Origin of the sequence: Pseudomonas ceruminis (assembly GCF_021602025.1) — a bacterium.
Classification (GTDB): Bacteria; Pseudomonadota; Gammaproteobacteria; order Pseudomonadales; family Pseudomonadaceae; genus Aquipseudomonas; species Aquipseudomonas ceruminis.
Genome location: NZ_BQHW01000007.1, coordinates 187,591 through 211,761 on the forward strand (window position 1 = coordinate 187,591; position 24,171 = coordinate 211,761).

The 24,171-nt window shown below is 63.9% G+C and carries 18 protein-coding genes and 1 pseudogene; 9 read left to right on the forward strand and 10 right to left on the reverse strand.

Features of this window, described 5'->3' with window-relative positions:
- Positions 1-102: 102 nt before the first annotated feature.
- From L6D80_RS11370 to L6D80_RS30285, 5 genes and pseudogenes are all read left to right on the forward strand, one after another.
- The gene (locus L6D80_RS11370) at positions 103-1,782 is read left to right on the forward strand and encodes a DUF1631 family protein (RefSeq protein WP_176513554.1); all 1,680 of its coding nucleotides are present in this window, start codon (positions 103-105) and stop codon (positions 1,780-1,782) included.
- A 100-nt stretch (positions 1,783-1,882) separates the two neighbouring features.
- Entirely contained in the window at positions 1,883-2,455 is a 573-nt protein-coding gene (gene ampD / locus L6D80_RS11375; protein ID WP_176513556.1) for a 1,6-anhydro-N-acetylmuramyl-L-alanine amidase AmpD, read from the forward strand.
- Positions 2,452-3,282 carry a regulatory signaling modulator protein AmpE gene (gene ampE, locus L6D80_RS11380; RefSeq protein WP_176513558.1) on the forward strand — a complete coding sequence of 277 codons (831 nt, stop codon included), beginning with the start codon at positions 2,452-2,454 and terminating at the stop codon, positions 3,280-3,282. The genes ampD and ampE overlap by 4 nt, the downstream gene beginning before the upstream one ends.
- A 1,064-nt stretch (positions 3,283-4,346) precedes the next feature.
- A pseudogene (locus L6D80_RS30280) lies at positions 4,347-4,550 on the forward strand (HAMP domain-containing protein); the annotation flags it as partial.
- 153 nt (positions 4,551-4,703) lie between these two features.
- The gene (locus tag L6D80_RS30285) at positions 4,704-5,408 is read left to right on the forward strand and encodes a methyl-accepting chemotaxis protein (protein ID WP_371419527.1); all 705 of its coding nucleotides are present in this window, start codon (positions 4,704-4,706) and stop codon (positions 5,406-5,408) included.
- Between the two features lie 115 nt (positions 5,409-5,523).
- Here the strand turns inward: L6D80_RS30285 and L6D80_RS11390 are convergent, their stop codons facing one another.
- Both L6D80_RS11390 and cra read right to left on the reverse strand, forming a co-directional pair.
- A complete protein-coding gene (locus tag L6D80_RS11390; protein WP_054900759.1) occupies positions 5,524-6,300 on the reverse strand; it encodes a TatD family hydrolase in 777 nt (258 codons plus the stop codon).
- 2 nt (positions 6,301-6,302) lie between these two features.
- On the reverse strand, positions 6,303-7,298 hold the full coding sequence (cra, locus tag L6D80_RS11395) for a catabolite repressor/activator (RefSeq protein WP_054900760.1): 996 nt from the start codon (positions 7,296-7,298) through the stop codon (positions 6,303-6,305).
- Between the two features lie 297 nt (positions 7,299-7,595).
- On the opposite strand from cra, the gene ptsP reads away from it, so the two are divergent.
- The 3 genes from ptsP to L6D80_RS11410 are packed head-to-tail and all read left to right on the forward strand — an operon-like array spanning position 7,596 to position 13,132.
- Positions 7,596-10,448: a phosphoenolpyruvate--protein phosphotransferase gene (gene ptsP / locus L6D80_RS11400; protein WP_176513562.1), complete on the forward strand. Its 2,853-nt coding sequence runs from the start codon at positions 7,596-7,598 to the stop codon at positions 10,446-10,448.
- Positions 10,449-11,396 (forward strand): 1-phosphofructokinase, encoded by a 948-nt coding sequence (gene pfkB, locus L6D80_RS11405; RefSeq protein WP_054900762.1) that lies wholly within the window; start codon positions 10,449-10,451, stop codon positions 11,394-11,396. It abuts the gene before it with no gap.
- Positions 11,393-13,132 carry a PTS fructose-like transporter subunit IIB gene (locus L6D80_RS11410; RefSeq protein WP_176513564.1) on the forward strand — a complete coding sequence of 580 codons (1,740 nt, stop codon included), beginning with the start codon at positions 11,393-11,395 and terminating at the stop codon, positions 13,130-13,132. The genes pfkB and L6D80_RS11410 overlap by 4 nt, the downstream gene beginning before the upstream one ends.
- A 117-nt stretch (positions 13,133-13,249) precedes the next feature.
- Here L6D80_RS11410 and L6D80_RS11415 read toward each other — a convergent pair whose 3' ends face one another.
- The gene (locus tag L6D80_RS11415) at positions 13,250-13,471 is read right to left on the reverse strand and encodes a DUF3820 family protein (protein WP_054900787.1); all 222 of its coding nucleotides are present in this window, start codon (positions 13,469-13,471) and stop codon (positions 13,250-13,252) included.
- A 199-nt stretch (positions 13,472-13,670) separates the two neighbouring features.
- On the opposite strand from L6D80_RS11415, the gene L6D80_RS11420 reads away from it, so the two are divergent.
- Entirely contained in the window at positions 13,671-14,147 is a 477-nt protein-coding gene (locus tag L6D80_RS11420; RefSeq protein WP_054900764.1) for a ferritin-like domain-containing protein, read from the forward strand.
- On the opposite strand, the gene L6D80_RS11425 is transcribed toward L6D80_RS11420, so the two are convergent.
- The 7 genes from L6D80_RS11425 to L6D80_RS11455 all read right to left on the reverse strand — a co-directional run bounded on the left by L6D80_RS11425 (position 14,144) and on the right by L6D80_RS11455 (position 24,148).
- Complete coding sequence (locus L6D80_RS11425) at positions 14,144-15,640, reverse strand: GGDEF domain-containing protein (RefSeq protein WP_176513566.1); 1,497 nt, start codon at positions 15,638-15,640, stop codon at positions 14,144-14,146. The two genes, L6D80_RS11420 and L6D80_RS11425, sit on opposite strands and share 4 nt — an antisense overlap.
- A 188-nt stretch (positions 15,641-15,828) precedes the next feature.
- Positions 15,829-17,163 (reverse strand): OprD family porin, encoded by a 1,335-nt coding sequence (locus L6D80_RS11430; protein WP_054900766.1) that lies wholly within the window; start codon positions 17,161-17,163, stop codon positions 15,829-15,831.
- A 205-nt stretch (positions 17,164-17,368) separates the two neighbouring features.
- Complete coding sequence (locus L6D80_RS11435; RefSeq protein WP_176513568.1) at positions 17,369-17,590, reverse strand: hypothetical protein; 222 nt, start codon at positions 17,588-17,590, stop codon at positions 17,369-17,371.
- A 246-nt stretch (positions 17,591-17,836) separates the two neighbouring features.
- Entirely contained in the window at positions 17,837-19,237 is a 1,401-nt protein-coding gene (locus L6D80_RS11440) for a heavy metal sensor histidine kinase (RefSeq protein WP_054900768.1), read from the reverse strand.
- Entirely contained in the window at positions 19,212-19,886 is a 675-nt protein-coding gene (locus L6D80_RS11445; RefSeq protein WP_054900769.1) for a heavy metal response regulator transcription factor, read from the reverse strand. The genes L6D80_RS11440 and L6D80_RS11445 overlap by 26 nt, the downstream gene beginning before the upstream one ends.
- 9 nt (positions 19,887-19,895) lie before the next feature.
- A complete protein-coding gene (locus tag L6D80_RS11450; RefSeq protein ID WP_176513570.1) occupies positions 19,896-22,988 on the reverse strand; it encodes a multidrug efflux RND transporter permease subunit in 3,093 nt (1,030 codons plus the stop codon).
- Positions 22,985-24,148 carry an efflux RND transporter periplasmic adaptor subunit gene (locus tag L6D80_RS11455; protein WP_176513572.1) on the reverse strand — a complete coding sequence of 388 codons (1,164 nt, stop codon included), beginning with the start codon at positions 24,146-24,148 and terminating at the stop codon, positions 22,985-22,987. The genes L6D80_RS11450 and L6D80_RS11455 overlap by 4 nt, the downstream gene beginning before the upstream one ends.
- Positions 24,149-24,171 lie beyond the last annotated feature (23 nt).

Genomic DNA, 24,171 nt, shown 5'->3' on the forward strand with positions numbered 1-24,171 from the left:
GCAGCAGTCGGTGTTTTTACCGATAATGGCGCCCAGTATTTGGCGTCATAGCTTTGACGATTCTTCACCCTGTTGCACACGTCGCCCAGCAAGGAGTTCGGGATGCATAAAGAAGGCAAGGTGGTGCCCTTGGCGGCTGCCACCGATCGTGGGGCGTGCACGCCCCTGCCTTGCCTCCCGGTGCTGCTCCTGCAAGTGCGCGACAAGGCGGCCTTGCAGCTGCGCCAGAGCTTGCAGGCGCTGTTCGATAACGCTGACGACACGCTGTTCGAGATGGCCGACAGGGCGGCCGACCGCTTTGACCAGAGCCTGTACTTCGAAGCCATGCGCGACGTGCGCCTCAAGCGTAAAAGCATCGAGCGGGGCTTTCTCGATACCTTCTACGATACGTTTGCCCGGATTGGCCAGGTCGACCCCCTGGCGGGCTTGGGCGCGACCGCTGCTGCGCGCAACAAGGCGCACCTGGAGCGAGCAGCGGCCATCGAGGCCATGGTCGCCCGCGTGCTGTCACGCCACGGGGTTGCCCTGGATCAGTTGAGCCTGCGCTTGCAGGCCGTGCTTGAACGCCCCATGAGCTCGCAGCACAACCCCCTTGGCCCTGCCGCACTGTGTGGCTACTTCCTGGATGCTGGCCACAATCTGGGCGTTTGCCTGCGGGTCAAACTGGTCCTGCTGACACTGTTCGAGCGTTATGTGCTGCGTGACATCGACCTGCTGTATGGCGAGGCCAACCTGTTACTGGCGGCCGCCGGTGTGTTGCCAGCACTTGAGCCTGCACCTCGCCGTCGCACCGAGGACCGGCGCCTGGGCGCGCGACGGATAACGGGCAACCTAGGGCCTGACGATGCCATCGGCGCGGACAGCGCCGGGCAGGCACTGTTTGCCTCGATGCAGGGCCTGCTGGCGCCAGCGCGTGGGCGGATCGCCCCGCGTTTGCAGGCGGTTGCTGCCGCCCAGCCGATCAGCAGCACCGACCTGCTGCGCTTGCTCTCGCACCTGCAGCACTATGTACCGGCCACTGTCGAAGAAGGTGATTTCGACCTCGGCCAGCAGCTTGAACAGCTGCTGTTACGGGTCAGCGTGCGCAGCGGTACCCGTCGTCGTCTCGCCACGGCGGACGAAGACATGATCAACCTGGTCGGCCTGCTGTTCGAGTCTATCCAGGCTGACGACAGCCTGTCGCTGAGCCTTCGAGCGCTGCTCGCACGCCTGCACATCCCGCTGCTCAAGGTAGCGCTGTTGGACAAAGGCCTGTTCAGCCGGGCCAGCCATCCCGCGCGGCGTCTGCTCAATGAAGTAGCCGCCACGGCGATTGGCGGGGAGAACAGCTGCGAGGGCCCGCGTGACAGCCTGCACGGGCGCGTGGAGCGCATCGTCCAGCGGCTGCTCAACGAGTTCACCGAGAACTGCGCGCTGTTCGCCGAGCTGCTCGAAGAGCTCCTCGCCTTCAGCGAGGACGAACGCCAGCGAAACGGATTGCAGGAACACCCTGCTCGCGCTGGCGAAGCGTCCGCCTGCGCGGCGCAGCGCCTGCGTATCGGCGCCTGGGTCGAAGTGCTGGAGGACGACCTACCCTTGCGTTGCAAGCTGGTCGCGCGTATCGACAGCCGCGAGCGCCTGGTCTTCGCCAACCGCACTGGAATGAAGGTGCGTGAATGGACCACCGCAGGCTTGGCCCAGGCGTTGTGCCGTGGCGAGGTACGTCTGCTCGATGACGGGCTGCTGTTCGAGCGCACGTTGGAAACAGTGCTCGAAGGGTTGCGACAGCAGTTGGTTCATTGAGCCCGCACCGCTTTGCCGTCATTACAATGATTCACATGCAAAGGGCTGCATGCGCGAGGCATACTGCTGGTCTGTACCCGGTGCTTTCAGGATCTGCCCCATGCTATTGGACCGTGCCACTGGCTGGTTCCACGGAAACGGAATCACCCACTGCCCATCGCCAAATTTCAATGCCCGCCCTGAAGGTGAATCGATCTCGCTGCTGGTAATCCACAATATCAGCCTGCCGCCTGCCTGCTTCGGCAGTGGCAAGGTCCAGCAATTCTTTCAGAATCGCCTGGACCCCAACGAGCATCCCTACTTTGCCAGCATCAGCCACCTGACCGTATCGGCGCACCTTTTCGTCGAGCGCGACGGCACGGTGACCCAGTTCGTATCGCTGCTTGACCGTGCCTGGCATGCCGGCGTGTCGTGTTTCGCCGGGCGTGACGGCTGTAACGACTTCTCTATAGGTATCGAGCTGGAAGGCACCGATGATCTGCCCTACACCGATGCCCAATACCAGGTGCTGGAGCAGCTCACCCGGCAGATCCAGGTCGCCTTTCCGGCCATCGACCTGGGCCGTATCCAGGGGCACAGCGACATCGCCCCGCAACGCAAGACCGACCCCGGCCCTGCGTTCGACTGGCAGCGCTACCGCAGCGCGGTGAAGAACCACGAGGACAAGGCATGAGCTTTCTGGTGTTGATACTGGCGTTGTGGGTGGAGAAATTCTCTGCCCTGCGCCAACAGGTGCAACGGGACGGTTTTTTCCTGGGCGAGCTGGTGCGCCTTGAGCGCAGCGGCAAGGTTCATCCCTGGTTGACCCTGGCCACCCTGGTGTTGGCGCCCATCGCGTTGTTGGTGCTACTGCTGTACGTGCTCGACCCGGTAGCCTATGGCCTGCTGGCCTTGCCGGTGCACCTGCTGGTTTTGATCTACAGCCTGGGCCGTGGCGATGCCAAAGCCGCACTGGGGCCGTTCCGCGATGCGTGGCGGCGTGGTGACGAGCAGGCCGCGCTGCATGTGGCCGAGCGTGATCTGGGCCTGGCGGCTGACGAGCCGGCAGGGTTGCTGGTACGGGTGCAGGGTTATCTGCTGTGGCAGGCCTACCAGAGTTTCTTCGCCGTGATCTTCTGGTACTTCGTGCTGGGCCCGGCTGCGGCGCTGGCCTATCGGCTGTTGGCCTTGACCGCCGAGCACAGCGGGCAACCTGCACTGCAGAGCCGTGCCAAACAGCTGCGGCACATCATGGACTGGCTGCCGGTGCGGGTGCTGGCACTGAGTTTCGCGCTGGTGGGCAATTTCGTCGCTGTGACGCGGGTGATGTTGCACGAACTGCTCAACGGGCATATCAGCGCAGCGCACCTGGTAGCCCGTGTCGGGCGGATTGCCGATGATATCCCCGAGCAAGAGGACGGCCAGCGTGGCCTCGGTCGGCTGGATAGTCTGTGGGAGCTGCTGCTGCGGTGCGCGGTGCTGTGGTACGCCGGGTTTGCGTTGTGGACGGTGCTGGTCTGACATCCGGGCCGGCTCCGGTTAACCTTAAGTTACAAACCTCCGATTCGATCTGCGCTATACAGGTGGCCTAGTGCTACCCCTCGCAGAACAACAAGAATCCAAGGAGGTGCCCCGTGAAGCGTTTGCTCTACCCGGCCATTGCACTGATGAACCGGCTGAGCTTCGGCCAGAAGTTCAGCCTCATCAGCGTCCTGTTCTTCCTGCCCTTGCTGGCGACCAGCTTCTACCTGGTGCGCGATGCCTATCAGCAGTTCCAGACCACACGCGCCGAACTGCAGGGCATTGCCCCGTTGAGCGCCAGCCTGGCCCTGCGTGCAGACCTGGAAACCCTCGGCAACCTCCTGCAAATCAATGCTGTCCTCGGTCAGTCGGGCCAGGCCGGTGATCTGGAGCCGCGCATTGCCGCCCTGCAGGACAAGGCCCAGGCGCACATGCAGGCGCTGCAAGGCAACGCCGCAGTGCCACAGGCCACGCTGGATGAACTGACGCAGGCATTTGCCAGTGCTCGGGCCGAATCGTCCTTGCAGAACAAGACCGCGCTGTTCGACAAACTGTTGGCACAGGCACAGGTCCTGGGCAAACAGGTGGCCAGCCAGTCCGGGCTGAGCCAGGACAACCAGGCATCGGTGAGGCAGTTGAGTGAGGTGCTGGGCACCGCTACGGCCCAGGTCACCCAGACCCTGGGCGAGGGCAGGACGATGGGGGCCATTGCGCTTGGCCGTGGCTTTATCGATTCGGCGGGCAGTGCCCGCTTCGAAGACTTGCTGCAGCGCCTGGAACGACTGGGGGCGGACTATGCGCTGCGACTGGACGATGCCTTGGTCGACGATGCTGTCGCCAGGCAGGGGCTGGCTGCCGCGGTGCAAAGCAGCTTGGCGTCGGTCAAACAGGCGGCGACAGTGTTCGAGGATCAGGTGGTGGTGGCCGAAACCCTGGACTCACCCTGGGCCGCTTTCTATGAGCAAACCAGCCAGCTGATCGGGCAGACTTACCGCCTCAACGAGGCCATCCTCGTTCAGTTGCAGGGCCAATTGCAGCAGCGCCTGGGCGAACAACAACAGCGCATGACCGCGCTTGTCGCAGTGCTGGCCAGTGTGTTCGTGCTGATCATTTACCTGTACAGCGGCTTCTACGTTTCCACCCAAGCAACGCTGCGCACGCTAGGCAGCGCCATGGACAAGGTGGCCTCTGGCGACATGACGGTGACGTTCCAGGCACACAGCCGCGATGAGCTGGGCGAACTCGGCGAAGGCTTCAGCGAAACCGTGCGCCGCATCCGTGGCCTGATCGATCAGGTCGGCCGTACCGTGGTGGCGGTCGAAGATCAGGCGGTGCAAGTGCTGGCCATCTCGGCGCGCAGTAACCAGGCGATTGGCGGGCAGCGCGAACAGATCGAGCATGTGGCCACGGCCATGAACCAGATGAGCGCCACAGCCCTTGAGGTGGTGCGCAGTGCGGCCTTGGCGGCAGACGGCGCACAGCAGGTCAGCCAGGAGGGCGCCAGTGGGCGTGGCTTGATCGAGAGCCAGCAAAGTGGGATCGGTCGCCTGGCATCGGAGATCGACCAGACCGTGGAGGTGGTGAACCAGTTGGCAGGCCACAGCCAGGCCATTGGCCGAGTGCTGGAAGTGATCCGCAGTATCGCCGAGCAGACCAACCTGTTGGCACTCAATGCCGCCATCGAGGCGGCACGGGCCGGTGAGCAGGGGAGAGGGTTTGCGGTGGTGGCCGATGAAGTGCGCACCTTGGCCCGGCGCACCCAAGACTCGACCGAGGAGATCGCGCAGATGATCCAGCACCTGCAGTCGGGTGTCGGCGCGGCGGTGGCTGCAATGGGCAGCAGCCATCGGATGGCCGCAGGCACCGTGAGCGAGGCCCACCAAGTACAGCAGGCATTGGCCAACATCCTCTCGGCGGTGGGCGGTATCGTTGAACAGAACCAGCAAATTGCGGCGGCTGTCGAGCAGCAGAAGGCTGTCGCGCACGGTATCGACCAGCACATCGTGGCGATCAATTGCTCGGCACAGGATACCGCGCAAGGGGCCTGCCAGACCGAGAGTGCCAGCCGTGTATTGCTGGATCAGGTGTCTACCTTGAAGGGGTTGATGGCGGTGTTCCGGGTCTAGGCGGCGGTCTAGGCCCAGGGGCAGCGCCGACCCATGGCGGGACCAGATCGGCAACGGTGAACAAGAGCGACAACCTCAGGTAGGGCGCTGCCGCAGGATGGATGTCGGCAGCGCGTTACCAGCCGAATACATCACAGGTGTTGCGGTAGGTGGCCTGGCTGAGCTGGTGTAGGTCGATGCCTGCCAGTTCGGCCAGTGCCTGGGCAATTTCTGGTAGGTGCTCGGGGCTGTTGCGTTGGCCGGCGAACATCGAAGGTGGCATGTCTGGCGCGTCGGTTTCCAGCACGATGCTGTCCAACGGCAACTGCTTGACCGTTCTGCGCAGGCGCAATGCCTGGGGCCAGGTAGCAGCGCCACCCAGGCCGAGTTTGAACCCGAGCTTGATGTATTCTCGTGCTTCCTCGTAACTGCCTGCAAACGCATGAATGATGCCGGCGCGTGCCGGCTTGTAGCGCTTGAGCGTGGCGATCACCTGAGCGTGGCTGCGCCTTACATGGAGCAGCGACGGCAGTTGAAAATCGCAGGCCATCTGTAACTGAGACTCGAACAGCGCTTGTTGGCGTTGTTTGTCCAGTTCAGGCAGAAAGTAGTCCAGGCCGAACTCACCCACCGCACAGAGCCGCGGGTCCTGGTGCAGGCGCTCGAGCCAACCTCTTAACGCGACGAGGTGTTCCGCGCGGTGCTGCTCCAGGTAGACCGGGTGTAGCCCCAGCGCCGCAGGCAGGCGCTCATCGGCGCATGCCAGATCCCATACCCGCTGGAAATTCGCCTGATACACCCCCAGCACCACCATGCGTTCCACCCCTCGCGCTGCCGCGTTGGCCAACAGGCGCGGGCGGTCGGCGTCGAAGTCAGGGAAGTCCAGGTGGGTGTGGGTGTCGATCAGGCGCATGATCAGGCCGCTGCAATGCGTTGCTTGAAGGTTCGACCGATGGCATGCACGCCGGGTTCGTAACGTTTGCCTTCGATCGCTGCCAGGGCCAGTTCCAGGGCGGTGGCGGCGATCAGGCCGTGTTGCTGGGCCATGGCATTGACTGGCAGCGGCAGGAAGTCGAGCAACTGGTTGTCGCCGAAGGTGCCCAGCTGCAGTTGGCGCGAGTCCGCCGGGCGCGCTTGCAAGGTATCGAATACGCCTTGCAGCAGCACATAGGAGGTGGTCACCAGTGCATCGGGCAGGCCGCCAAGTTCCTCGAGCAATTGCTGCATCAGGCGTTGGCCGCAATCGCGGCTGAAAGCTTCGCCCTGATAGCGACGGACCTCACCGGTGAACCCTTGGAGGGCTTCGTCAAAGCCGCCGGCGCGGGCCTGGCTGACCGACAGTTCCGGGCGTGCACCGATCAGCGCGATGCTACGTGGCCTGGTGGCCAGCAGGCTCTCGGTCAACTGGCGGCTGGCGTCGCGGTCGTCGCTGATGACCGAACAGAAATGGGCCGGGTCCAGGCGCCGGTCGATGGCGATCACCGGCAGGCCCTTGTCTTGCAGGTCCCGGTAGCTGTCGTCTTCTGGCGGCAGGCAACTGGCGACGAACAAGGCGTCGCAGCGGCGGGCGCGGAACAATTGCTGCAGCTGGCGCTCACTGTCGGGCTGGTCATCGCTGCTGGCGATCAGCAGCTGGTAACCACGGGCACGGGCGCCCTGTTCAAGTTGTTTGGCAATACGCGCGTAGCTGGGGTTCTCCAGATCCGGGAGAATGAAACCCAAGGTACGGGTATGTCGGCTGCGCAGGCCCGCAGCCTGCGGGTTGGGTGTGAAGCCATGGGCCTCGACCACGGCACGCACCCGTTCGACAGTGCTGCTGCTGATGCGCTGTTGTTCGGCCTTGCCATTGATGACGTAGCTGGCAGTGGTCACGGACACACCAGCCAGACGGGCGATATCGCTGAGTTTCACCGAATTTTCCTTGTTATTACCGGGGCTGGCCATGGGGCCAGACCGGATAGTTTGACCCGGCCAGGCCGCCACGCGCAGGCGACCATTGTCGCAATTGTCCGACAGGATGGGGCTTTTTCCCCGGAAGATTATCGAGTAACGTGGCCGCTTGGTCAGATTAAACGTTTCAGCTGATAAATTTTCTGCCTCGGCTGCCGCCTGTACAAGGCCGTTGAACTGGCTGATTACGTGAATTTCACAACAATACCTCAGTACCTGGCGCAAATGCGCAAACCGGGGCTGCAAAAGGAGAAGGTCATGCTCGAGCTCGCCAAAGAGCAGATAGCCATGGGCCAGACGGCTGCCGACAAAGCCGAGGCGTTGCGCCTGCTGGCCGATCGCCTGGTTGCCGACGGTCTGGTCGCACAAGGGTATCTGGAGGGGTTGCAGGCGCGTGAGGCGCAAGGCTCCACCTTCCTTGGCCAGGGCATTGCCATCCCCCATGGCACCCCGCAGACCCGTGAGCTGGTGTTTGCCACCGGGGTGCGCCTGTTGCAGTTTCCTGACGGCGTGGACTGGGGCGATGGCCAGATCGTCTACCTGGCCATCGGTATTGCCGCACGCTCCGACGAACACCTGCGTCTGTTGCAGTTGCTGACCCGTGCCCTGGGCGAGACTGACCTGGCCGAGGCACTGCGCCGGGCGAGCTCCGCCGAGGCCCTGCTCAAACTGCTGCAAGGCGCACCGCAGGCGCTGGCGCTGGATGCGCAACTGGTCGCCCTGAACCTGCCTGCTGAGGACTTTGACGAGCTGGCCTGGCGCGGCGCCCGCCTGCTACAGCGTGCCGGGTGCGTCGACAGCGGCTTTGCCGCGGTGTTGCAACAGGCCGAGCCCTTGCCCCTGGGCGAGGGCCTGTGGTGGCTGCACAGCGAGCGCCAGGTACGCCAGCCCGGCCTGGCGTTCATTACACCGCAGCAGCCGCTGCGTTATCGCGAGCAGCCGCTCAACGGTCTGTTCTGCCTGGCCAGCCTGGGCGCGGCTCACCAGGCGTTGCTTGAGCGGCTGTGCGAAGTGCTGATCGAAGGGCGTGGGCAGACGCTCTACCAGGCCACCAGCAGCCGTGCGGTGCTTGAGGTGCTGGGCGGTGAGGCGCCGCCCGATTGGCCCAGTGCGCGTACCGTGCTGGCCAACCCGCATGGCTTGCATGCCCGCCCGGCCAAGGTTCTGGCGCAGTTGGCCAAAGGCTTCGAGGGCGACATTCGCCTGCGTGTGCTCGACAGCGGGCAGCCGGCGGTGTCGGTCAAGAGCTTGAGCAAGCTGCTCAGCCTCGGCGCACGGCGTGGGCAGGCGCTTGAACTGCTGGCCGAACCGTCCATTGCCAGCGATGCCTTGCCAGTGCTGCTGGCGGCGATTGAACAAGGCCTGGGTGAGGACGTGGACCCCCTGCCGCCAACCATTGCGCCGGTCGTCATCGCCCCGGTCGAGGTGCTGCAGGCACCCGCTGCGGGCAGTTGCCTCCAGGCCGTGGGCGCGGCCCCGGGGATTGCCAGTGGGCCTGCCCATGTCTGTGTGGAGCGCGATATCGACTACCCGCTCCGTGGCGAATCGCCCGCCCAGGAGCGCCTCAAGCTGCGTCGTGCACTGGAGGAGGTGAACAGCGAATTGCAGGCGTTGGTGCAGCGCAGCGACAGGGCCGTTGGCGAGATCTTCGTCACCCATCAGGAAATGCTCGCCGACCCGGCGCTGGCCGACGATGTCGAACTGCGCCTGGCCCAGGGTGAAAGCGCGGCGGCGGCGTGGATGGCTGTCATCGAAGCAGCGGCTCGGCAGCAGGAGGCGCTGCACGATGCCCTGCTCGCTGAACGTGCAGCCGACCTGCGTGACATCGGCCGTCGGGTATTGGCGCAGCTGTGCGGTATTCAGGCCCAGGCCGAACCTGACCAACCCTACGTACTGGTGATGGAAGAGGTCGGGCCCTCTGACGTCGCCCGTCTGGACCCTGCGCGAGTGGCGGGCATCGTGACCGCCCAGGGTGGCGCCACGGCGCACAGCGCGATCGTGGCGCGGGCCTTGGGCATCCCTGCGGTGGTCGGCGCGGGGCACGCTGTGCTCCTGCTGGAAGCCGGCACGCCGCTGCTGATCGACGGCCAGCGCGGCAGGGTCACCGTTGCGCCTGCCGCCGATGACTTGCAACGCGCGTTGGCCGAGCGCGACCAACGCGAACAACGCCTGCAAGCGGCCTGGGCTCACCGCCACGAACCCGCGGTCACCCGCGATGGCCGCGCGGTTGAAGTGTTCGCCAACATCGGCCAGAGCAGCGGCATCGACACGGTGGTGGAGCAGGGCGCCGAAGGCGTTGGCTTGCTGCGCACCGAGCTGATTTTCATGGCTCATCCGCAGGCGCCGGACGTGGCCACGCAGGAAGCCGAATACCGCCGTGTGCTCGATGGCCTGGGCGGGCGTCCCCTGGTTGTGCGCACCCTCGATGTGGGGGGCGACAAACCCTTGCCCTACTGGCCGATCGCTGCCGAGGAAAACCCCTTCCTCGGTGTGCGGGGGGTACGCCTGACCCTGCAACGGCCGCAGATCATGGAGGATCAGTTGCGCGCCTTGCTGCGTGCCGCCGACCAGCGTCCGTTGCGGATCATGTTCCCGATGGTCGGCCAGGTCCACGAGTGGCGCGAGGCACGGGCGCTGGTCCAGCGCTTGCGCGAGGACATCCCGGTCGCCGACCTGCAGCTGGGCATCATGGTCGAAGTGCCGTCCGCCGCCTTGCTGGCGCCGCAACTGGCCCGTGAAGTGGACTTCTTCAGCATCGGCACCAACGACCTGACCCAATACACCTTGGCCATCGACCGTGGCCACCCGAGCCTGTCGGCCCAGGCCGACGGCCTGCACCCGGCAGTGTTGAGCCTGATCGACATGACCGTGCGCGCCGCCCACGCTGAAGGCAAGTGGGTGGGTGTTTGCGGTGAACTGGCCGCAGACCCGCAAGCTGTGCCTGTACTGCTGGGGCTGGACGTTGACGAACTGAGCGTGGCCGCCCGTAGCATTGCCGAAGTCAAGGCCCTGGTTCGCCAGGCCGATCATCAAACGGCCCGCGCCCTGGCGCGCGAAGCCTTGCAACAAGACAGCGCCGCAGCGGTTCGCGCGCTGGTGGAGCGTTACTGAATGGCCAAGATTCTCACCCTCACCCTCAACCCGGCGCTGGACATTACTGTCGGCCTCGACACCCTGCGCCCCGGGCACGTCAACCGCGGCCAGGCGCAGCACAGCCATGCCGCCGGCAAGGGGCTGAACGTGGCCCAGGTGTTGTCCGACCTGGGGCACAGTGTGACCGTTGGGGGGTTCCTTGGCCGGGACAACCTGCAGCCGTTCGAGGCGCTGATCGACTGGCGCGGCTTCGCCGACTGCTTCGTCCGTGTACCGGGCGAGACGCGCAGCAACCTCAAACTGGTCGAAGCCGATGGCCGGGTGACTGATATCAACGGGCAAGGGCCGCAGATCGATGAGGCCGCCCGCACCGCCCTGCTGCGCTGCCTCGAGCAACGGGCACCTGGGCACGATGCCGTGGTGGTGGCGGGGAGCCTGCCGCGCGGGATCAGTGCCGAGTGGTTCCGGCAGTTGCTCGAGCAGTTGAAGGCCCAAGGGCTGAAGGTGGCCCTCGACAGCAGCGGCGAGGCGCTGCGGGCCGGCTTGCAGAGCGTGCCCTGGCTGGTCAAACCCAACACCGAGGAGCTTGGCGAAGTACTTGGCCTGGCTGTGCACAGCGCCGCCGAACAGCGCGCTGCCGCGCAGCGCTTGTTGGCCACGGGGGTCGAGCATGTAGTGGTATCGGCCGGTGAACAGGGCGTCAGTTGGTTCGCCCCAGGCCACGCGCTGCATGCCCGGCCGCCAAAGGTGCGCGTTGCAAGCACCGTGGGCGCAGGTGACTCACTGGTTGCAGGAATGGTCCATGGGTTGCTGCTGGCCGAAGCGCCAGCGCAGACCTTGCGCCGTGCCACGGCCATCGCCGCCCAGGCCGTAACCCAGGTCGGCTTCGGCATCCGTGACCGTGAGCAACTGGCGCGCTTTGAGGCGGCCGTGCACCTGGCAGAACAACAAGAGGGTTGCCGATGAACATAGCCATCGTTACTGCCTGCCCGAATGGGCAGGTCTCCAGCGTGCTGAGTGCGCGCTTGCTGGCGGCCGCCGCTCAGCGCCGAGGCTGGAAGACCTGCGTCGAAGTGCAGGATGCCGAGCATCCCGAACGCCAGCTGACGCCCGCGCAAGTGGCCGATGCCGACTGGGTGCTGGTGGTCAGCACCGGCCCGGTGGACCTGGCTCGCTTTGCAGGCAAACGCCTGTACCAAAGCACCCCAGCGCAGGCATTGGCCGACCGCGACGGCTTTCTCGACGAAGCAGCGACCAGGGCTCAGGTACAGCCGGCCTTGTCGACCCGCGATCTGCCACCTGCCGCCAAGGTTGCGCGCATCGTTGCCGTCACGGCCTGCCCCACGGGTGTGGCGCATACCTTCATGGCCGCCGAAGCATTGCAGCAAGCGGCGCAGCAGCTGGGCTACCAGCTCACGGTGGAGACGCAAGGTTCGGTTGGCGCACGCAACCCGTTGTCGGCCCAAGCCATCGCCGATGCCGACGTGGTACTACTGGCCGCCGACATCGAAGTGCCCACGGCACGTTTTGCCGGCAAACGCATTTACCGATGCGGCACCGGCATCGCGCTCAAGCAGGCGCGCGCCACATTGGACAGGGCACTGGCCGAGGGCAAGGTGGAAAGCGCCGTTAACGGCGCAGCCGCAGCCAGCGCCAGCAAGCCCGAGAAGACGGGGGTCTACAAGCACCTGCTGACAGGGGTTTCGTTCATGCTGCCGATGGTGGTGGCCGGCGGCTTGCTGATTGCCCTGTCGTTCGTCTTCGGCATCGAGGCATACAAGGAGCCGGGTACCTTGCCGGCAGCGTTGATGCAGATTGGTGGCGAGGCCGCCTTCAAGTTGATGGTGCCGCTGCTGGCGGGCTATATCGCCTGGTCGATCGCCGACCGCCCGGGCCTTGCCCCCGGCATGATCGGTGGCCTGTTGGCCAGCACCCTGGGTGCTGGTTTCATTGGCGGCATCGTTGCAGGTTTTCTGGCCGGTTACAGCGCCAAGGCCATTGCCCGCTGGGCACGGCTGCCCAGCAGCCTGGATGCGCTCAAACCGATTCTGATCATTCCGCTGCTGGCCAGCCTGTTCACTGGGTTGGTGATGATCTACGTGGTCGGCCAGCCGGTGGCGGCCATGCTCGTAGGCCTGACACACTTTCTCGACAGCATGGGTACCACCAACGCCATTCTCCTCGGGCTGTTGCTCGGCGGCATGATGTGCGTGGACCTGGGCGGCCCGATCAACAAGGCGGCCTACGCGTTTTCGGTGGGGCTGCTGGCGTCATCGAGCTACGCACCGATGGCGGCGACCATGGCTGCAGGCATGGTGCCGCCGATCGGCTTGGGCATTGCCACATTCCTGGCCCGTCGCAAGTTCGCTCAGAGCGAGCGCGAGGCCGGCAAGGCGGCGTTGGCACTGGGCTTGTGCTTCATTTCCGAAGGAGCGATCCCCTTCGCCGCCAAGGACCCCCTGCGGGTGATCCCGGCAAGTGTCGCCGGGGGCGCGTTGACTGGGGCGCTGTCGATGTACTTCGGCTGCAAGCTGATGGCGCCCCATGGCGGGCTGTTCGTGCTGCTGATCCCCAATGCGATCAACCATGCGTTGCTGTACCTGCTGGCGATCGTTGCGGGTAGCCTGCTGACGGCGGTGGTGTATGCGCTGATCAAGAAGAGTGAGCGGGTGGAGCTGGCGGTGGCACCTGTTAACCCGTGAGAGCAACGGGCTTGCCCAACGTCTAAAGGGTGTCGCAATTTCTGTGGGCGCGGGCTTGCCCCGCGAACACCGGCGAAGCCGGTGCCAACCACCGCGTTACCTCGGAGCCCGCCGCCGCTAGCGCCGATGCTTCTGCCGTAACGGCACCAGCAGATCCCCCAGCCCGTTGTGGTCGATCTCGTGCATCAACGCCAGTAACCCGCCCAGCTCCCCCGTTGGAAACCCCTTGCGCGCAAACCACGCCAGGTAGTCGCCCGGCAGGTCGGCAATGATTCGGCCCTGGTATTTGCCAAACGGCATCGTGCGCGTGACCAGCAGTTCGAGGGTTTCCGGTTTCATCGGCAGTGCCTGGCAAGGGAAATGCGCCGACCATACTGCAATCTGCACGAGCGCCCAAGCGGCAATCATGCAGAACGCCGGTTTTCGCTGTAGTGACTGTATGCATAACTATCTGATTTAAATACACTTTTTTGTATTGAGGCGCTTGGCACGAAGGCTGCTCCTGTTTAAGCACTATCACCTGCCAAGGAGTTAAGCCATGAGCAACCCCAACAAAGATGTGATCGATGTGCTCAATGACCTTATCGAGTACAGCAAGGACGGCGAGAAGGGCTTCAAAGCTTCGGCCGATGATGTGAAAAACTCGGAACTCAAGGCATTCTTCGTGCAGCGTGCGGGCGAATGCGCCAATGCTGCAAGCGAACTGCAAAGTGAGGTACGCCGCTTGGGTGGCGACCCGGAAACCTCTACCAGCATCAGCGGTGACATGCACCGTGGCTGGGTCAACCTCAAGTCGATGCTGACCGGCAAAGATGAAGAAGCGGTGCTCAATGAGGTCGAGCGCGGCGAAGATCATGCGCTCAAAGCCTACAAAGAGGCGCGAGAAAAACTGGTCAAGCTGGGCCGTACGGGTACTGACCAGAGCTACACCCTGGTCGAGAAGCAGCTGCAAGGCGTTCAGCGTAATCATGACCAGGTCAAAGCACTGCGCAACGCAGCCCGCGCTCGCTCCTAGTCTGCAGGGCCTTCTACCCGGTTACGGCCATTGGCTTTAGCCCGGTAGAGCGCCTCGTCCGCGGCACCCAGCACCTGGGCAAGGTCCTGTTGGGTGCCCGGGGTGTGGACGCCGATGCCGATGCTGACCGTTACCCCACGGGCATCATCGGCAAACGGCGTCAACGCTTCGACACTAGCGCGAATGCGTTCAGCCAATAGCCGTGCGCCGACCAATTCGGTTTCCGGCAGGATCACCTGAAACTCTTCCCCGCCATAACGCGCCGCCAGGTCGGCAGGACGGTGTATGCACCGTTCGAGGGTCTTTGCCACTTCGCGTAATGCATGGTCGCCGCCGGCGTGACCATGGCGTTGGTTGAATGCCTTGAAGTGGTCCACATCTACCATCAAGACGGCTAATGGCCTACGGTTGCGCTGGGCGCGCGCCCATTCCTGGCGCAGTACCTGATCGAGCCGGCGGCGGTTGGCCAGGCCGGTCAGGCTGTCGGTGGCGGCCAGGGTGGCCAGGCCCTGTTCGGCTTCGTGCCGGCGTCGCAGCTCGCGCCCCAGCAGCAATGTCAGCCACAGAATGCCGATACACAGTACCCCTGTTGCTGCGCTGACCACTACGGCGGTACGCCGCCACGACTGGAACACTTCATCACTGGAGTGCACCACCAGGATGATCAAAGGCAAATCGGCTACCCGGGCAAAGGTGTACATGCGCTGCGTGCCATACACGCTCGAGCGGGCACTGAAGCTGCCGCTGCGTTCACCCAGAATCCGTTTGAAGTTGGGACGTTCGGCAAAGCGGGTACCGATCAAAGGGTCCTGCGCCCGGGAAGGCTGCCGGGCGAGCAACTGGCCGTCGGCATTGAGCAGGTTGATGCTGCTTTCTTCGCCAATATCCAAGCGTTGGAACAGCTCACTGAAATAGGACAGGCGCAACGCCCCGGCGGCCAGCCCTGCGAACGTTCCGTCGGAGCCGGAGATGCGCCGACTGAAGCTTATGCACCAGTCAAGATCCCCGAGCCGCGCCTTGAACGGCGGGCCAATCAACAACCCCAGGCCCGCGTTGCGGCGATGGGCGCGAAAAAACACGGTGTCGGCGAAGTTGGCCTGGCGCGGCGGTACGCGGGTGGAATCACCCACCACATCCCCATTGGCGTCCAGCCAGAGAATATCGCCGCGTACCGGCGCGGCGAAGGTCTGGTTGAACAGGATCTGCTGGCGCAGTGTGGGGGCTACCTGGAGTAGTTCGGGATGTTCCACAGCCCAGATCAGCCCGCGCAACGATTGGTCATAGAGTTCGACGTTGCGCAGGATGTCGCTCTCGATCAACTGGATGATGTTGTTGGACGAGCGCACGGCCGATTGCTCGACGCTGTCGCGCTCGCGGGCAAGCAGGTAGCCGACGATGGCCACGATCGCGAGCACGGCAAGGCAGCTGCCAAGGTTCAGGATCAGCTCGGGGTGAGACCTGTAGAATGCGAAACGCGGTGATCGAGTGGGCATGCGCGTTACTGCTGAGGCAGGGCCATTTGCGGCGGCGACATTCTAGGGAAGCGGGGATTGTCGAACAAGATTTGTCCGACGGAATCACGCCGCTGGGCTGCAAGCCCATGCCCGCCGGCAGCGCATTTTCCTGGAGCAGCCGGCTTGCCCGGCAAAACGGGGGCATAGCCCCCGCCTGCGACGTTGGATCAGAACACGTTCAGTGGGTAATCCACGATCACGCGCAATTCGTCGTTGTCGCTGTTGCTGTCGATCGACGCATAGCCCTGGCTGCCGCGGTGGGTGGCATAACGTACCAACACCGACAGGTCCTTGAAGTCGCCTTCCTGGAACACATACTTCACATCCAGGTCCCGCTCCCAGTGCTTGGCGTTCTTGCCATCGACACGGTAGTAGTCGTAATGGGTGTTGTTCTGGTCGGCCTTGGTCAGGTCCGCCTCACCGCGTGAGTACGACAGCGTGGTGCTCAGGCCGGGAATGCCGACACCCGCAAAGTTGTAGTCATACTGCAGCTTCCACGAACGTTCGTTGGGGGCGTTGAAGTCCGAGTACATGCGCGAGTTGTCCAGGTACACGCTGTCGCCCAGGTTGATGTAGTCGAACGGCGTGTCGCCATTGACCCGCTGGTAGGCAGCGGTGACGCTGTGGTAACCGGCGTTGACCGTGAAGTGCACGCTGTAGGTGTTGTTGTCGATCTTGCCCAGCAGCGCCTGGCCCGTGTCTTGGGTGTGGTAGAAGTGCACGCCTGGGTTGAGGCTGACCAGGTCATTGACCACATAGGTGTAGTCGAAGTCAGCGTAGTACTGGTTCCAGATGTCCTTGAGCTCGGCGGCGTACAGGTTCGCGGTGATGTTTTCGGTGCCGCTCCACGAGGCGCCCGCCCAGTTCAGGTGCTTGCTCTTGTCGTGCTCGTCCAGCGCACCGTAATAGGTGTCGATGCGGCGGTGGCCGCTCTGGTTGTACGGCTTGGTGAAACTGACCTGGCCACCCTCGAGCAGCAGGCCGTCGATGCTGGTATTGGTCAGGCTCACACCGCGGAAGGTCTGCGGCAGCATGCGGGTTTCGCCGCCGGCGATCACCGGGTTGGTGAGGAACAGGTCACCGGCTTTGAGCTCGGTGTCGAATGCCTTGAGCTTGACTGCCGCGCCTGCGGTGGAAAACGCGTGCGGGGCAGCGCCCAGTTCACCGTCGTCCTTCACATGCTCAGGCAGGATGCTGGTACCGGCATGGCCGCCACCGCCATCGAGCTTCAGGCCCAGCATGGCGTGGGCATCGAGGCCAAACCCAACGGTACCGGGCGTGTAGCCGGACTCGAACCGGGCTACGGCACCCTGGCCCCACTCGCGCTTGTCGCGCACGCCAGTGTTCAGGTTGTTGCGGTTGAAGTACGCATTACGAAAATGCAGGTTGAACGACGAGCCTTCGATGAAGCCATCAGCCTTGTCTTCATCTGCCTGGGCGGCGAGGGGCATCGTTGCAGTCAATGCAATGAACAGCGGGGTAAAACGGAACGCGGAAGGCACCGGTACTAGCTCCTTTGGTCTGACGGTGGGGCAGTTTTTATTTTTGAATGTGCAACTTTCTTGTTAGGGACGTAACGGCCGGGCTGATCGTTAAAGCACATAAAAAAAGCCGCTGACTTGGCAGCGGCTTCAAGAGGCTAACATATCGACACCAACGGTGCCCATGGCGTAGCCAAGGGAAAACTGGAGCGGGAGCGATGCGCGATCAGCTATCGGCATTGGCGTCGCTGGAGACCTTCGAAGCAGTCTGTTCTGCCGCTTTTCCGGCGTCGGCCTTGTGCGCGATGGCTTCGCGGGCTTCCTGGTGAACAGCGGCAAGTTCTGCATTACGGGCAACGAACGCTGGGGATTCTTCGGCCATGGCCAGGGGCGACAACAACAGGGAAGACAGAACGAAAACGCTGGCAATACCCATACTGTTGGACATTTTGAAACTACCTTCTTGCGGGGCAAGTGCTAATGGAGACAGGGCTAAAGTTAGTCCCTTCAGTGCCCCGGAAACAGCATCAGGCGCGATAAGCACTGTTGCGCAAAAGGTAACGATCGTCCCGCAAAGCAAGCGGAATTTCGCCGGAAACCCGCGTACTTGAGCACCTGCCGGGTAGGCGTTGTGGGTGGCCTTCTGTGACTCGCGGCGGCTCAAAAAAAGGAAACTGAGGTAACGTTCAGATCGCTAACGCTTGAATTCGGCCAAACGGGGCAGGCGTATCCCGAAGGTGTTCGCGCCTGCCTCGCTTTGCACAAAGACCTCACCTCCATGCATCACTGCGATCGCCTTGACGATCGCCAACCCCAACCCATGGTTGCCGCCACCGCTGTTGCTGCGCGCCGCATCCACCCGGTAGAACCGCTCGAACAACAGCGGCAGGTGTTCGTCATCGATCGCCGGCCCTGGGTTGCTCACCGCAATGCTGACCTGCTCCGGCCCGGCGTCGATAAGCACATGGATCACCTGGTTGGGCGCAGTGTGCTGCACAGCATTGTTCAACAGGTTGATCAGTGCCCGGCGCAGCTGCGCTTTCTCGATGGGGGCCTGGGCATCGCCGCTGACGGTGACGCTGACCTGCGCGTCTTCAAGGATGTAATCCAGGTAGTCGAGGGTCGTGGCGACTTCCTCGGCCAGTGACGCCTGGGTCAAGGCGGTGGCCTTGCTGCCCTGGTCGGCGCTGGCCAGGAACAGCATGTCGTTGATGATGCTGCGCAGGCGCTCAAGCTCTTCGAGGTTCGACTGCAGTACCTCGAAGTAATGTTCGGCGCTGCGCCCGCGGGTGAGGGCGACCTGGGTCTGGCCGATCAGGTTGGTCAGCGGTGAGCGCAGTTCATGGGCGACGTCTGCGTTGAACGCCTCCAGCCGTGAATAAGCCTGGCTGACCCGGTCGAGGGCAATGTTGAAGGCGCCGGCGAACTGGGCCAGCTCCGGTGCCAGGTCAGCGGTCTGCAGCCGGCCATCCAGGCGCGGCGGGGCCAAGGCCTGGGCCTCATTGGACAGCGCACGCAGGGGGCGCAGGCCAATGCGAGCTACCCAGTAGCCCAGCACCGAGGCCAGCAGAACACCAAGCACCGCCAAACCTACGATGGCCACCAGCAGGCTGTGCTGCGCCTGCCAGAAGGTTTCGGTGTCGATGCCGATCAGGAAACGCAGCGCCGGGCGGTCGGCCAGCGGGGGCAGTTCGCTGACCAATACCTTGTAAGGGTAAGGGCGGTCGGGCAGACGCAGGTCGCGCATGCCCTGCGGCCCTTCAGCGAAGGCGCGGACCAGTTCGCTGGGGTGGCCGTATTCGAAGGCAGGGTTGCTGCCCACCACCCAAAAGCGGATGCGCCTGTCTTCTTCACTGAGCAGGTTGAGCTTGTTGCTGACTTTGGCCCAGTGCTCAGGGGTACCAAAGCGGTTGAGGGTGGATTCGAGCACGCTGAAGCGTGCGTCCAGTTCGGCCGCCGGCAACAGGTCGAGGCTGCGGTCGACCTGGCGATACAGCGCCGTGCCGATCAGCAGGAACACCCCCATCGCCACCAGGATGAACAGCGCCGACAGGCGCAGCGCGATAGAGTTAACCGGCACGGTTTTCCAGGACATAGCCCATGCCTCGGATGGTGTGCAGCAACTTATTGTCGAACGGCCCGTCGAGCTTGGCACGCAGGCGCTTGATGGCCACTTCGACGACATTGGCGTCGCTGTCGAAGTTGATATCCCAGACCAGCTCGGCAATGGCCGTCTTGGAAAGGATTTCGCCCTGGCGCCGGGCCAGCACACTGAGTAGCGAGAATTCCTTGGCGGTCAATTCCAGGCGTTGGCCGGCGCGGGTGGCCTTGCGCGCCATCAAATCGATCCACAGGTCGCCCACCTGCACCTGCAACGGTTCGTGGCTGCTGCTGCGGCGAGTCAGGGCTTGCAAGCGGGCGACCAGTTCGAGAAAAGAGAACGGCTTGCCCAGGTAGTCGTCGGCACCTTCGCGCAGACCGTGGATGCGGTCTTCGACGCGCTCGCGGGCGGTGAGCATGATCACCGGGGTCTGCTTGCGTGCGCGCAGGGCGCGCAACACACCATAGCCATCAAGGCCCGGTAGCATCACGTCGAGCACGATCACGGCGTAGTCGCCTTCCAGGGCCAGGTGCAAGCCGTCGATACCGTCGCGCGCCAGGTCGACCGTGAAGCCTTGCTCGCTCAGGCCGCGGTGCAGGTAGTCGGCGGTTTTCTCTTCGTCTTCGATGATCAGCACGCGCATGGTCTTGTCTCAGTTGGCACTTGGCGCGGCCGCGCTGGCGGCCTGGCGGCGATGGAACAGGCGCTCCAGGGCCAAGTATATGACCGGGGTGGTGAACAGCGTCAGGGCCTGGCTGACCAGCAGCCCGCCGACCACCGCGATGCCCAGTGGCTGGCGCAGCTCGGCACCGGCGCCAAGGCCGAACATCAGCGGCACCGCACCGAGCAAGGCAGCCAGGGTGGTCATGATGATCGGCCTGAAGCGGGTCAGGCATGCCTGGTGGATGGCCTGCTCAGGCGTCATGCCGTGGTGGCGCTGCGCTTCCAGGGCGAAGTCGATGAGCAGGATGCCGTTCTTCTTGACGATGCCGATCAGCAGCACCACACCGATCAGCCCCATGATGCTGAAGTCCTGACCCATGGCCCAGAGCAGAATCAATGCACCCAGGCCTGCCGAAGGCAGGGTCGAGATGATGGTCAGCGGGTGGACGAAGCTCTCGTAGAGCACACCAAGGATGATGTACACCGCCACCAACGCGGCGAGGATCAGCCACGGCTGGCTCGACAGCGAACTCTGGAAGGCCTGGGCTGCGCCCTGGAAGTTGCCGGTGATCGAATCCGGCATGCCCAGCTCGCGTTGGGTGCGCTCAAGGATCTTCACCGCATCGCCCAGGGCCACGCCAGGTGCCAGGTTGAACGACAGGTTGGCGGCCGGGAACAGGCCGTCATGGCTGATCGACAGCGGCCCTGTGCTGGGGGCTGCGACATGTGCCAGAGCCGATAACGGCACCATTTCATTGGTCAGGGGCGAGCGCAGGTAGAAAAAGTTGAGGCTCTCGGCCTTGCCGCGCTGCTCGGCGTCCAGTTCCAGTATCACCTTGTACTGGTTGGTTTCGGTCTGGAACTCACTGATCTGCCGCTGGCCGAAGGCATCGTACAATGCCTGATCGACGTCGGTGGTCGTCAGGCCGAAGCGCGCCGCAGCCTGGCGGTCGATGTCGATGCGGGTGACGCTGGCGCCCAGTTGCAGGTCGTTGGACAAGTCGCGCAACGCCGGGTTTTCCCGCAGGCGGTCGGTCAGGCGCTGGGTCCACAGGTTGAGGGCGACGCCGTCGTTGCTCTTGAGCACATATTGGTACTGGGTGCGCGAAGGGCCGGAACTGAGGTTGATGTCTTGCCCTGCACGCATGTACAGGACGATGCCCGGTACCTGGGCAAGCTTGGGTCGCAAGCGGTCGATCAGCTCGCTGGCCGACACATCACGATCGCCACGGGGCTTGAGGGCGATCCAGAAGCGGCCGTTGGCGATGGTCTGGTTGCTGCCGGTGACGCCCACCGAATGGGAAAACGCCTGCACGGCCGGGTCCGCTTCGATGATCTTGGCCAGCGCCAGGTGTTTTTCCACCATCGACGGGAAAGACACGTCCGCTGCGGCCTCCGTGGTGCCCAGGATGAAGCCGGTGTCTTGCAGCGGGAAGAAGCCCTTGGGGATGGCCACGTAGCCCACCACCGCAAGGGCCAGGGTCACGCCGAACACCGCTAGGGTCAGGCGCTGGTGAGCCAGGGCACGGTTAAGGCCTTTTTCGTACCCTTTCAACAGGCGCTCACCAAAGCCCCCATGCTGATCGGAGGGCGGGCGACGCATGAACAGGGCGCAGAGGGTAGGGGCCAAGGTCAGCGACACCACCACCGAAATCAGGATGGTGGCGGTGGCGGTCAGGGCAAACTCCTTGAACAGCCGGCCGACCACACCGCCCATGAACAGCAGCGGAATGAAGGCCGCGATCAGCGAGAAGCTGATCGAGACCACAGTGAAGCCGATCTCGCCGGCGCCCTTGAGCGCTGCGGTACGGCTGTCGTCACCCGCCTCCAGGTGACGATGAATGTTCTCCACCACAACGATGGCATCGTCCACCACGAAACCCACCGCGATGACGATGGCCACCAGGGTCAGGTTGTTGAGGCTGAAACCGAGCACGTACATCAACGCACAACTGGCGATCAGCGAAACGCCGAGGACGCTGGACACCACCAGGGTCGCCGACCATTGGCGCAGGAACAGCGCCATCACGCCGATCACCAGGGCCACGGCGATCATCAGGGTCAGTTCCACTTCGTGCAGTGAGGCACGGATGGTCTGGGTGCGGTCCTGCAGCACCGACACCTCGACCGAGGCCGGCAGCATTTCCTGCAACTTGGGCAGGGCGGCGAGCACGCGGTCCACGGTGTCGACGATATTGGCGCCCGGCTGGCGGAACACCACCAGGTTGAGCCCCGGTTGGTTGCCGGACCAGGCCTTGACGTAGGCGTTCTCGGCGCCGTTGATTACCTTGGCCACATCCTGCAGGTGCACAGGCGCGCCGTTGCGATAAGAGACGATCAGCTTGGCGTAATCTTCGGGGTGGAACAGCTGGTCGTTGGCCGCGATGGTCGACACGCTGTGCTCACCATACAGCGCACCCTTGGCCAGGTTGAGACTGGTCTGCTGAATGGCCTGGCGCAGGTCGGCGAGGGTCAGGCCGATGGCGGCCAGTTTTTCTGGTTGGGCCTGCACGCGAATGGCAGGGCGCAGTTGCCCGGTGATGTTGACCAGGCCAACCCCATCGATCTGGCTCAACTGGCGGGCCAGCAGCGTCTCGGCGTAGTCGCTGAGGTCGTTGCCGGGCATCTGTTCGGAGCTGACGGTGAGCACCAGCACCGGGCTGTCGGCCGGGTTGACCTTGCGCCAGGTCGGCGGGTTGGGCAGGTCCTGAGGCAGGCGGGCAGTGGCTGTGTTGATGGCCGCTTGCACTTCCTGGGCGGCGGTGTCGATGTTCTTGTCGAGGGTGAACTGCAGAATCAGCGTGGTCGAGCCCAGCGCGCTGCTGCTGGTCATCTGGGTCATGCCGGGAATAGCGCTGAACTGCACCTCCAGCGGCGTGGCCACCGAGGAAGCCATGGTTTCAGGACTGGCGCCGGGCAACTGGGCGGTGACCTGGATGGTCGGAAAGTCCGCCTCGGGCAGCGGTGCCACCGGTAAGCGCGGGAAGGCGATAGCCCCGAGCAGTACCAGGGCGATGGTCAGCAGCAGGGTGGCGATAGGGTGATCGATGCACCACGCCGAAACACCGTTGCGGGTATTCATGGCTGGCCCCTGCCATCAGCCATCTCCGGCGGTGGCGGCGCGTCTGGCGTGACCTCGACCCGCGAACCTGGTTTGAGCCGCGACTGGCCATCGAGCACCAGGCGTTCGCCCACCTTGACCCCCGCGATGATGTTCAGCCCGCTGTCTTGGTACAGCACCTTGACCGGCACAGCGGTGACGTTGTCACCGTCCAGTCGATAGACGAAGTGCCCATCGACACCCCGTTGTACCACCGGTGGCGGCACCACCAGCGCATTCTGTTCGATAGCGGTGCGCAGGCGAATGGTGACCAGCTGGCCAGGCCAGAGGTGGCCGTCCTTGTTGTCGAACTCGGCCTTGACCCGCACTGTGCCGGTGTTGGCCGAGACCTGGTTGTCGATCAACGCCAGGTGGCCTTCGCCGAGCAGGTTACGCTCGCCATCGGCGTCCATGTAGGCCTGGACCAGCGCTGGCGCAGGCGCCTTGAGCAGGCTTTGCAGCGTGGGCAGCATCTGTTGTGGCAGGGAAAACTCCACGGCGATGGGATCGATCTGAGTCACGCTGAACAGGCCCTGGGTATCGCTGGTGCGCACCAGGTTGCCGGGGTCGACATTGCGAATGCCGACGCGCCCGGTGACCGGTGAGCGAATCTGCGTGTAGGAGAGCTGCACCTCGGCATTGGTGATGGCAGCCTGGTTGCCCTTGACCGTGGCTTGCAGTTGGTTGACCAGCGCCTGCTGCTGGTCGAGGGTCTGCTTGGACACGCCGTCATCGGTACTGAGCAGGCGGTAGCGCTTGAGGTCGACACCGGCAACCTGGATCTGTGCCTGGCTTTGACCCAGCTGGGCGCGGGCCTGGTCGAGGTTGGCACGGATGCTGCGGTCGTCGAGGGTGGCGAGCAGGTCGCCTTCCTTGACCCACTGGCCCTCTTTGACCAGGACCTGGGTCAGCACTCCCTCGACTTGCGGCCGGACCTCGACACTGTGCAGCGACAGCACCGAGCCGATGGCGCTGGCGTATCGCGGCACGTCTTGCTGGGTGACGCTCACCACCCGCACCGGGATGGCGGTTTGCGCATGCGTTACGGGCGCCTCCTTGCGCTGGCTGTACCAGATACCCAGTGCCGCCAGGGCGAGCAATGCAATGACGGCCGTAAAAAGGGAGCGGGTAGGACGACGCATCGGCGCGGGCACCTTGGCCAAGA

Excerpts from the sequence above, each read along its gene's own strand:
- L6D80_RS11445 (WP_054900769.1), bottom strand. The coding sequence starts at position 19,886 with ATGCGCGTGCTGATCATCGAAGACGAAGAGAAAACCGCCGACTACCTG.
- L6D80_RS11420 (WP_054900764.1), top strand. The coding sequence starts at position 13,671 with ATGAGCAACCCCAACAAAGATGTGATCGATGTGCTCAATGACCTTATC.
- pfkB (WP_054900762.1), top strand. The coding sequence starts at position 10,449 with ATGGCCAAGATTCTCACCCTCACCCTCAACCCGGCGCTGGACATTACT.
- L6D80_RS11440 (WP_054900768.1), bottom strand. The coding sequence starts at position 19,237 with ATGTCCTGGAAAACCGTGCCGGTTAACTCTATCGCGCTGCGCCTGTCG.
- ampD (WP_176513556.1), top strand. The coding sequence starts at position 1,883 with ATGCTATTGGACCGTGCCACTGGCTGGTTCCACGGAAACGGAATCACC.
- L6D80_RS11410 (WP_176513564.1), top strand. The coding sequence starts at position 11,393 with ATGAACATAGCCATCGTTACTGCCTGCCCGAATGGGCAGGTCTCCAGC.
- ptsP (WP_176513562.1), top strand. The coding sequence starts at position 7,596 with ATGCTCGAGCTCGCCAAAGAGCAGATAGCCATGGGCCAGACGGCTGCC.
- L6D80_RS11450 (WP_176513570.1), bottom strand. The coding sequence starts at position 22,988 with ATGAATACCCGCAACGGTGTTTCGGCGTGGTGCATCGATCACCCTATC.
- ampE (WP_176513558.1), top strand. The coding sequence starts at position 2,452 with ATGAGCTTTCTGGTGTTGATACTGGCGTTGTGGGTGGAGAAATTCTCT.
- L6D80_RS30285 (WP_371419527.1), top strand. The coding sequence starts at position 4,704 with ATGAGCGCCACAGCCCTTGAGGTGGTGCGCAGTGCGGCCTTGGCGGCA.
- L6D80_RS11370 (WP_176513554.1), top strand. The coding sequence starts at position 103 with ATGCATAAAGAAGGCAAGGTGGTGCCCTTGGCGGCTGCCACCGATCGT.
- L6D80_RS11425 (WP_176513566.1), bottom strand. The coding sequence starts at position 15,640 with ATGCCCACTCGATCACCGCGTTTCGCATTCTACAGGTCTCACCCCGAG.
- L6D80_RS11415 (WP_054900787.1), bottom strand. The coding sequence starts at position 13,471 with ATGAAACCGGAAACCCTCGAACTGCTGGTCACGCGCACGATGCCGTTT.
- L6D80_RS11455 (WP_176513572.1), bottom strand. The coding sequence starts at position 24,148 with ATGCGTCGTCCTACCCGCTCCCTTTTTACGGCCGTCATTGCATTGCTC.
- L6D80_RS11390 (WP_054900759.1), bottom strand. The coding sequence starts at position 6,300 with ATGCGCCTGATCGACACCCACACCCACCTGGACTTCCCTGACTTCGAC.
- L6D80_RS11435 (WP_176513568.1), bottom strand. The coding sequence starts at position 17,590 with ATGTCCAACAGTATGGGTATTGCCAGCGTTTTCGTTCTGTCTTCCCTG.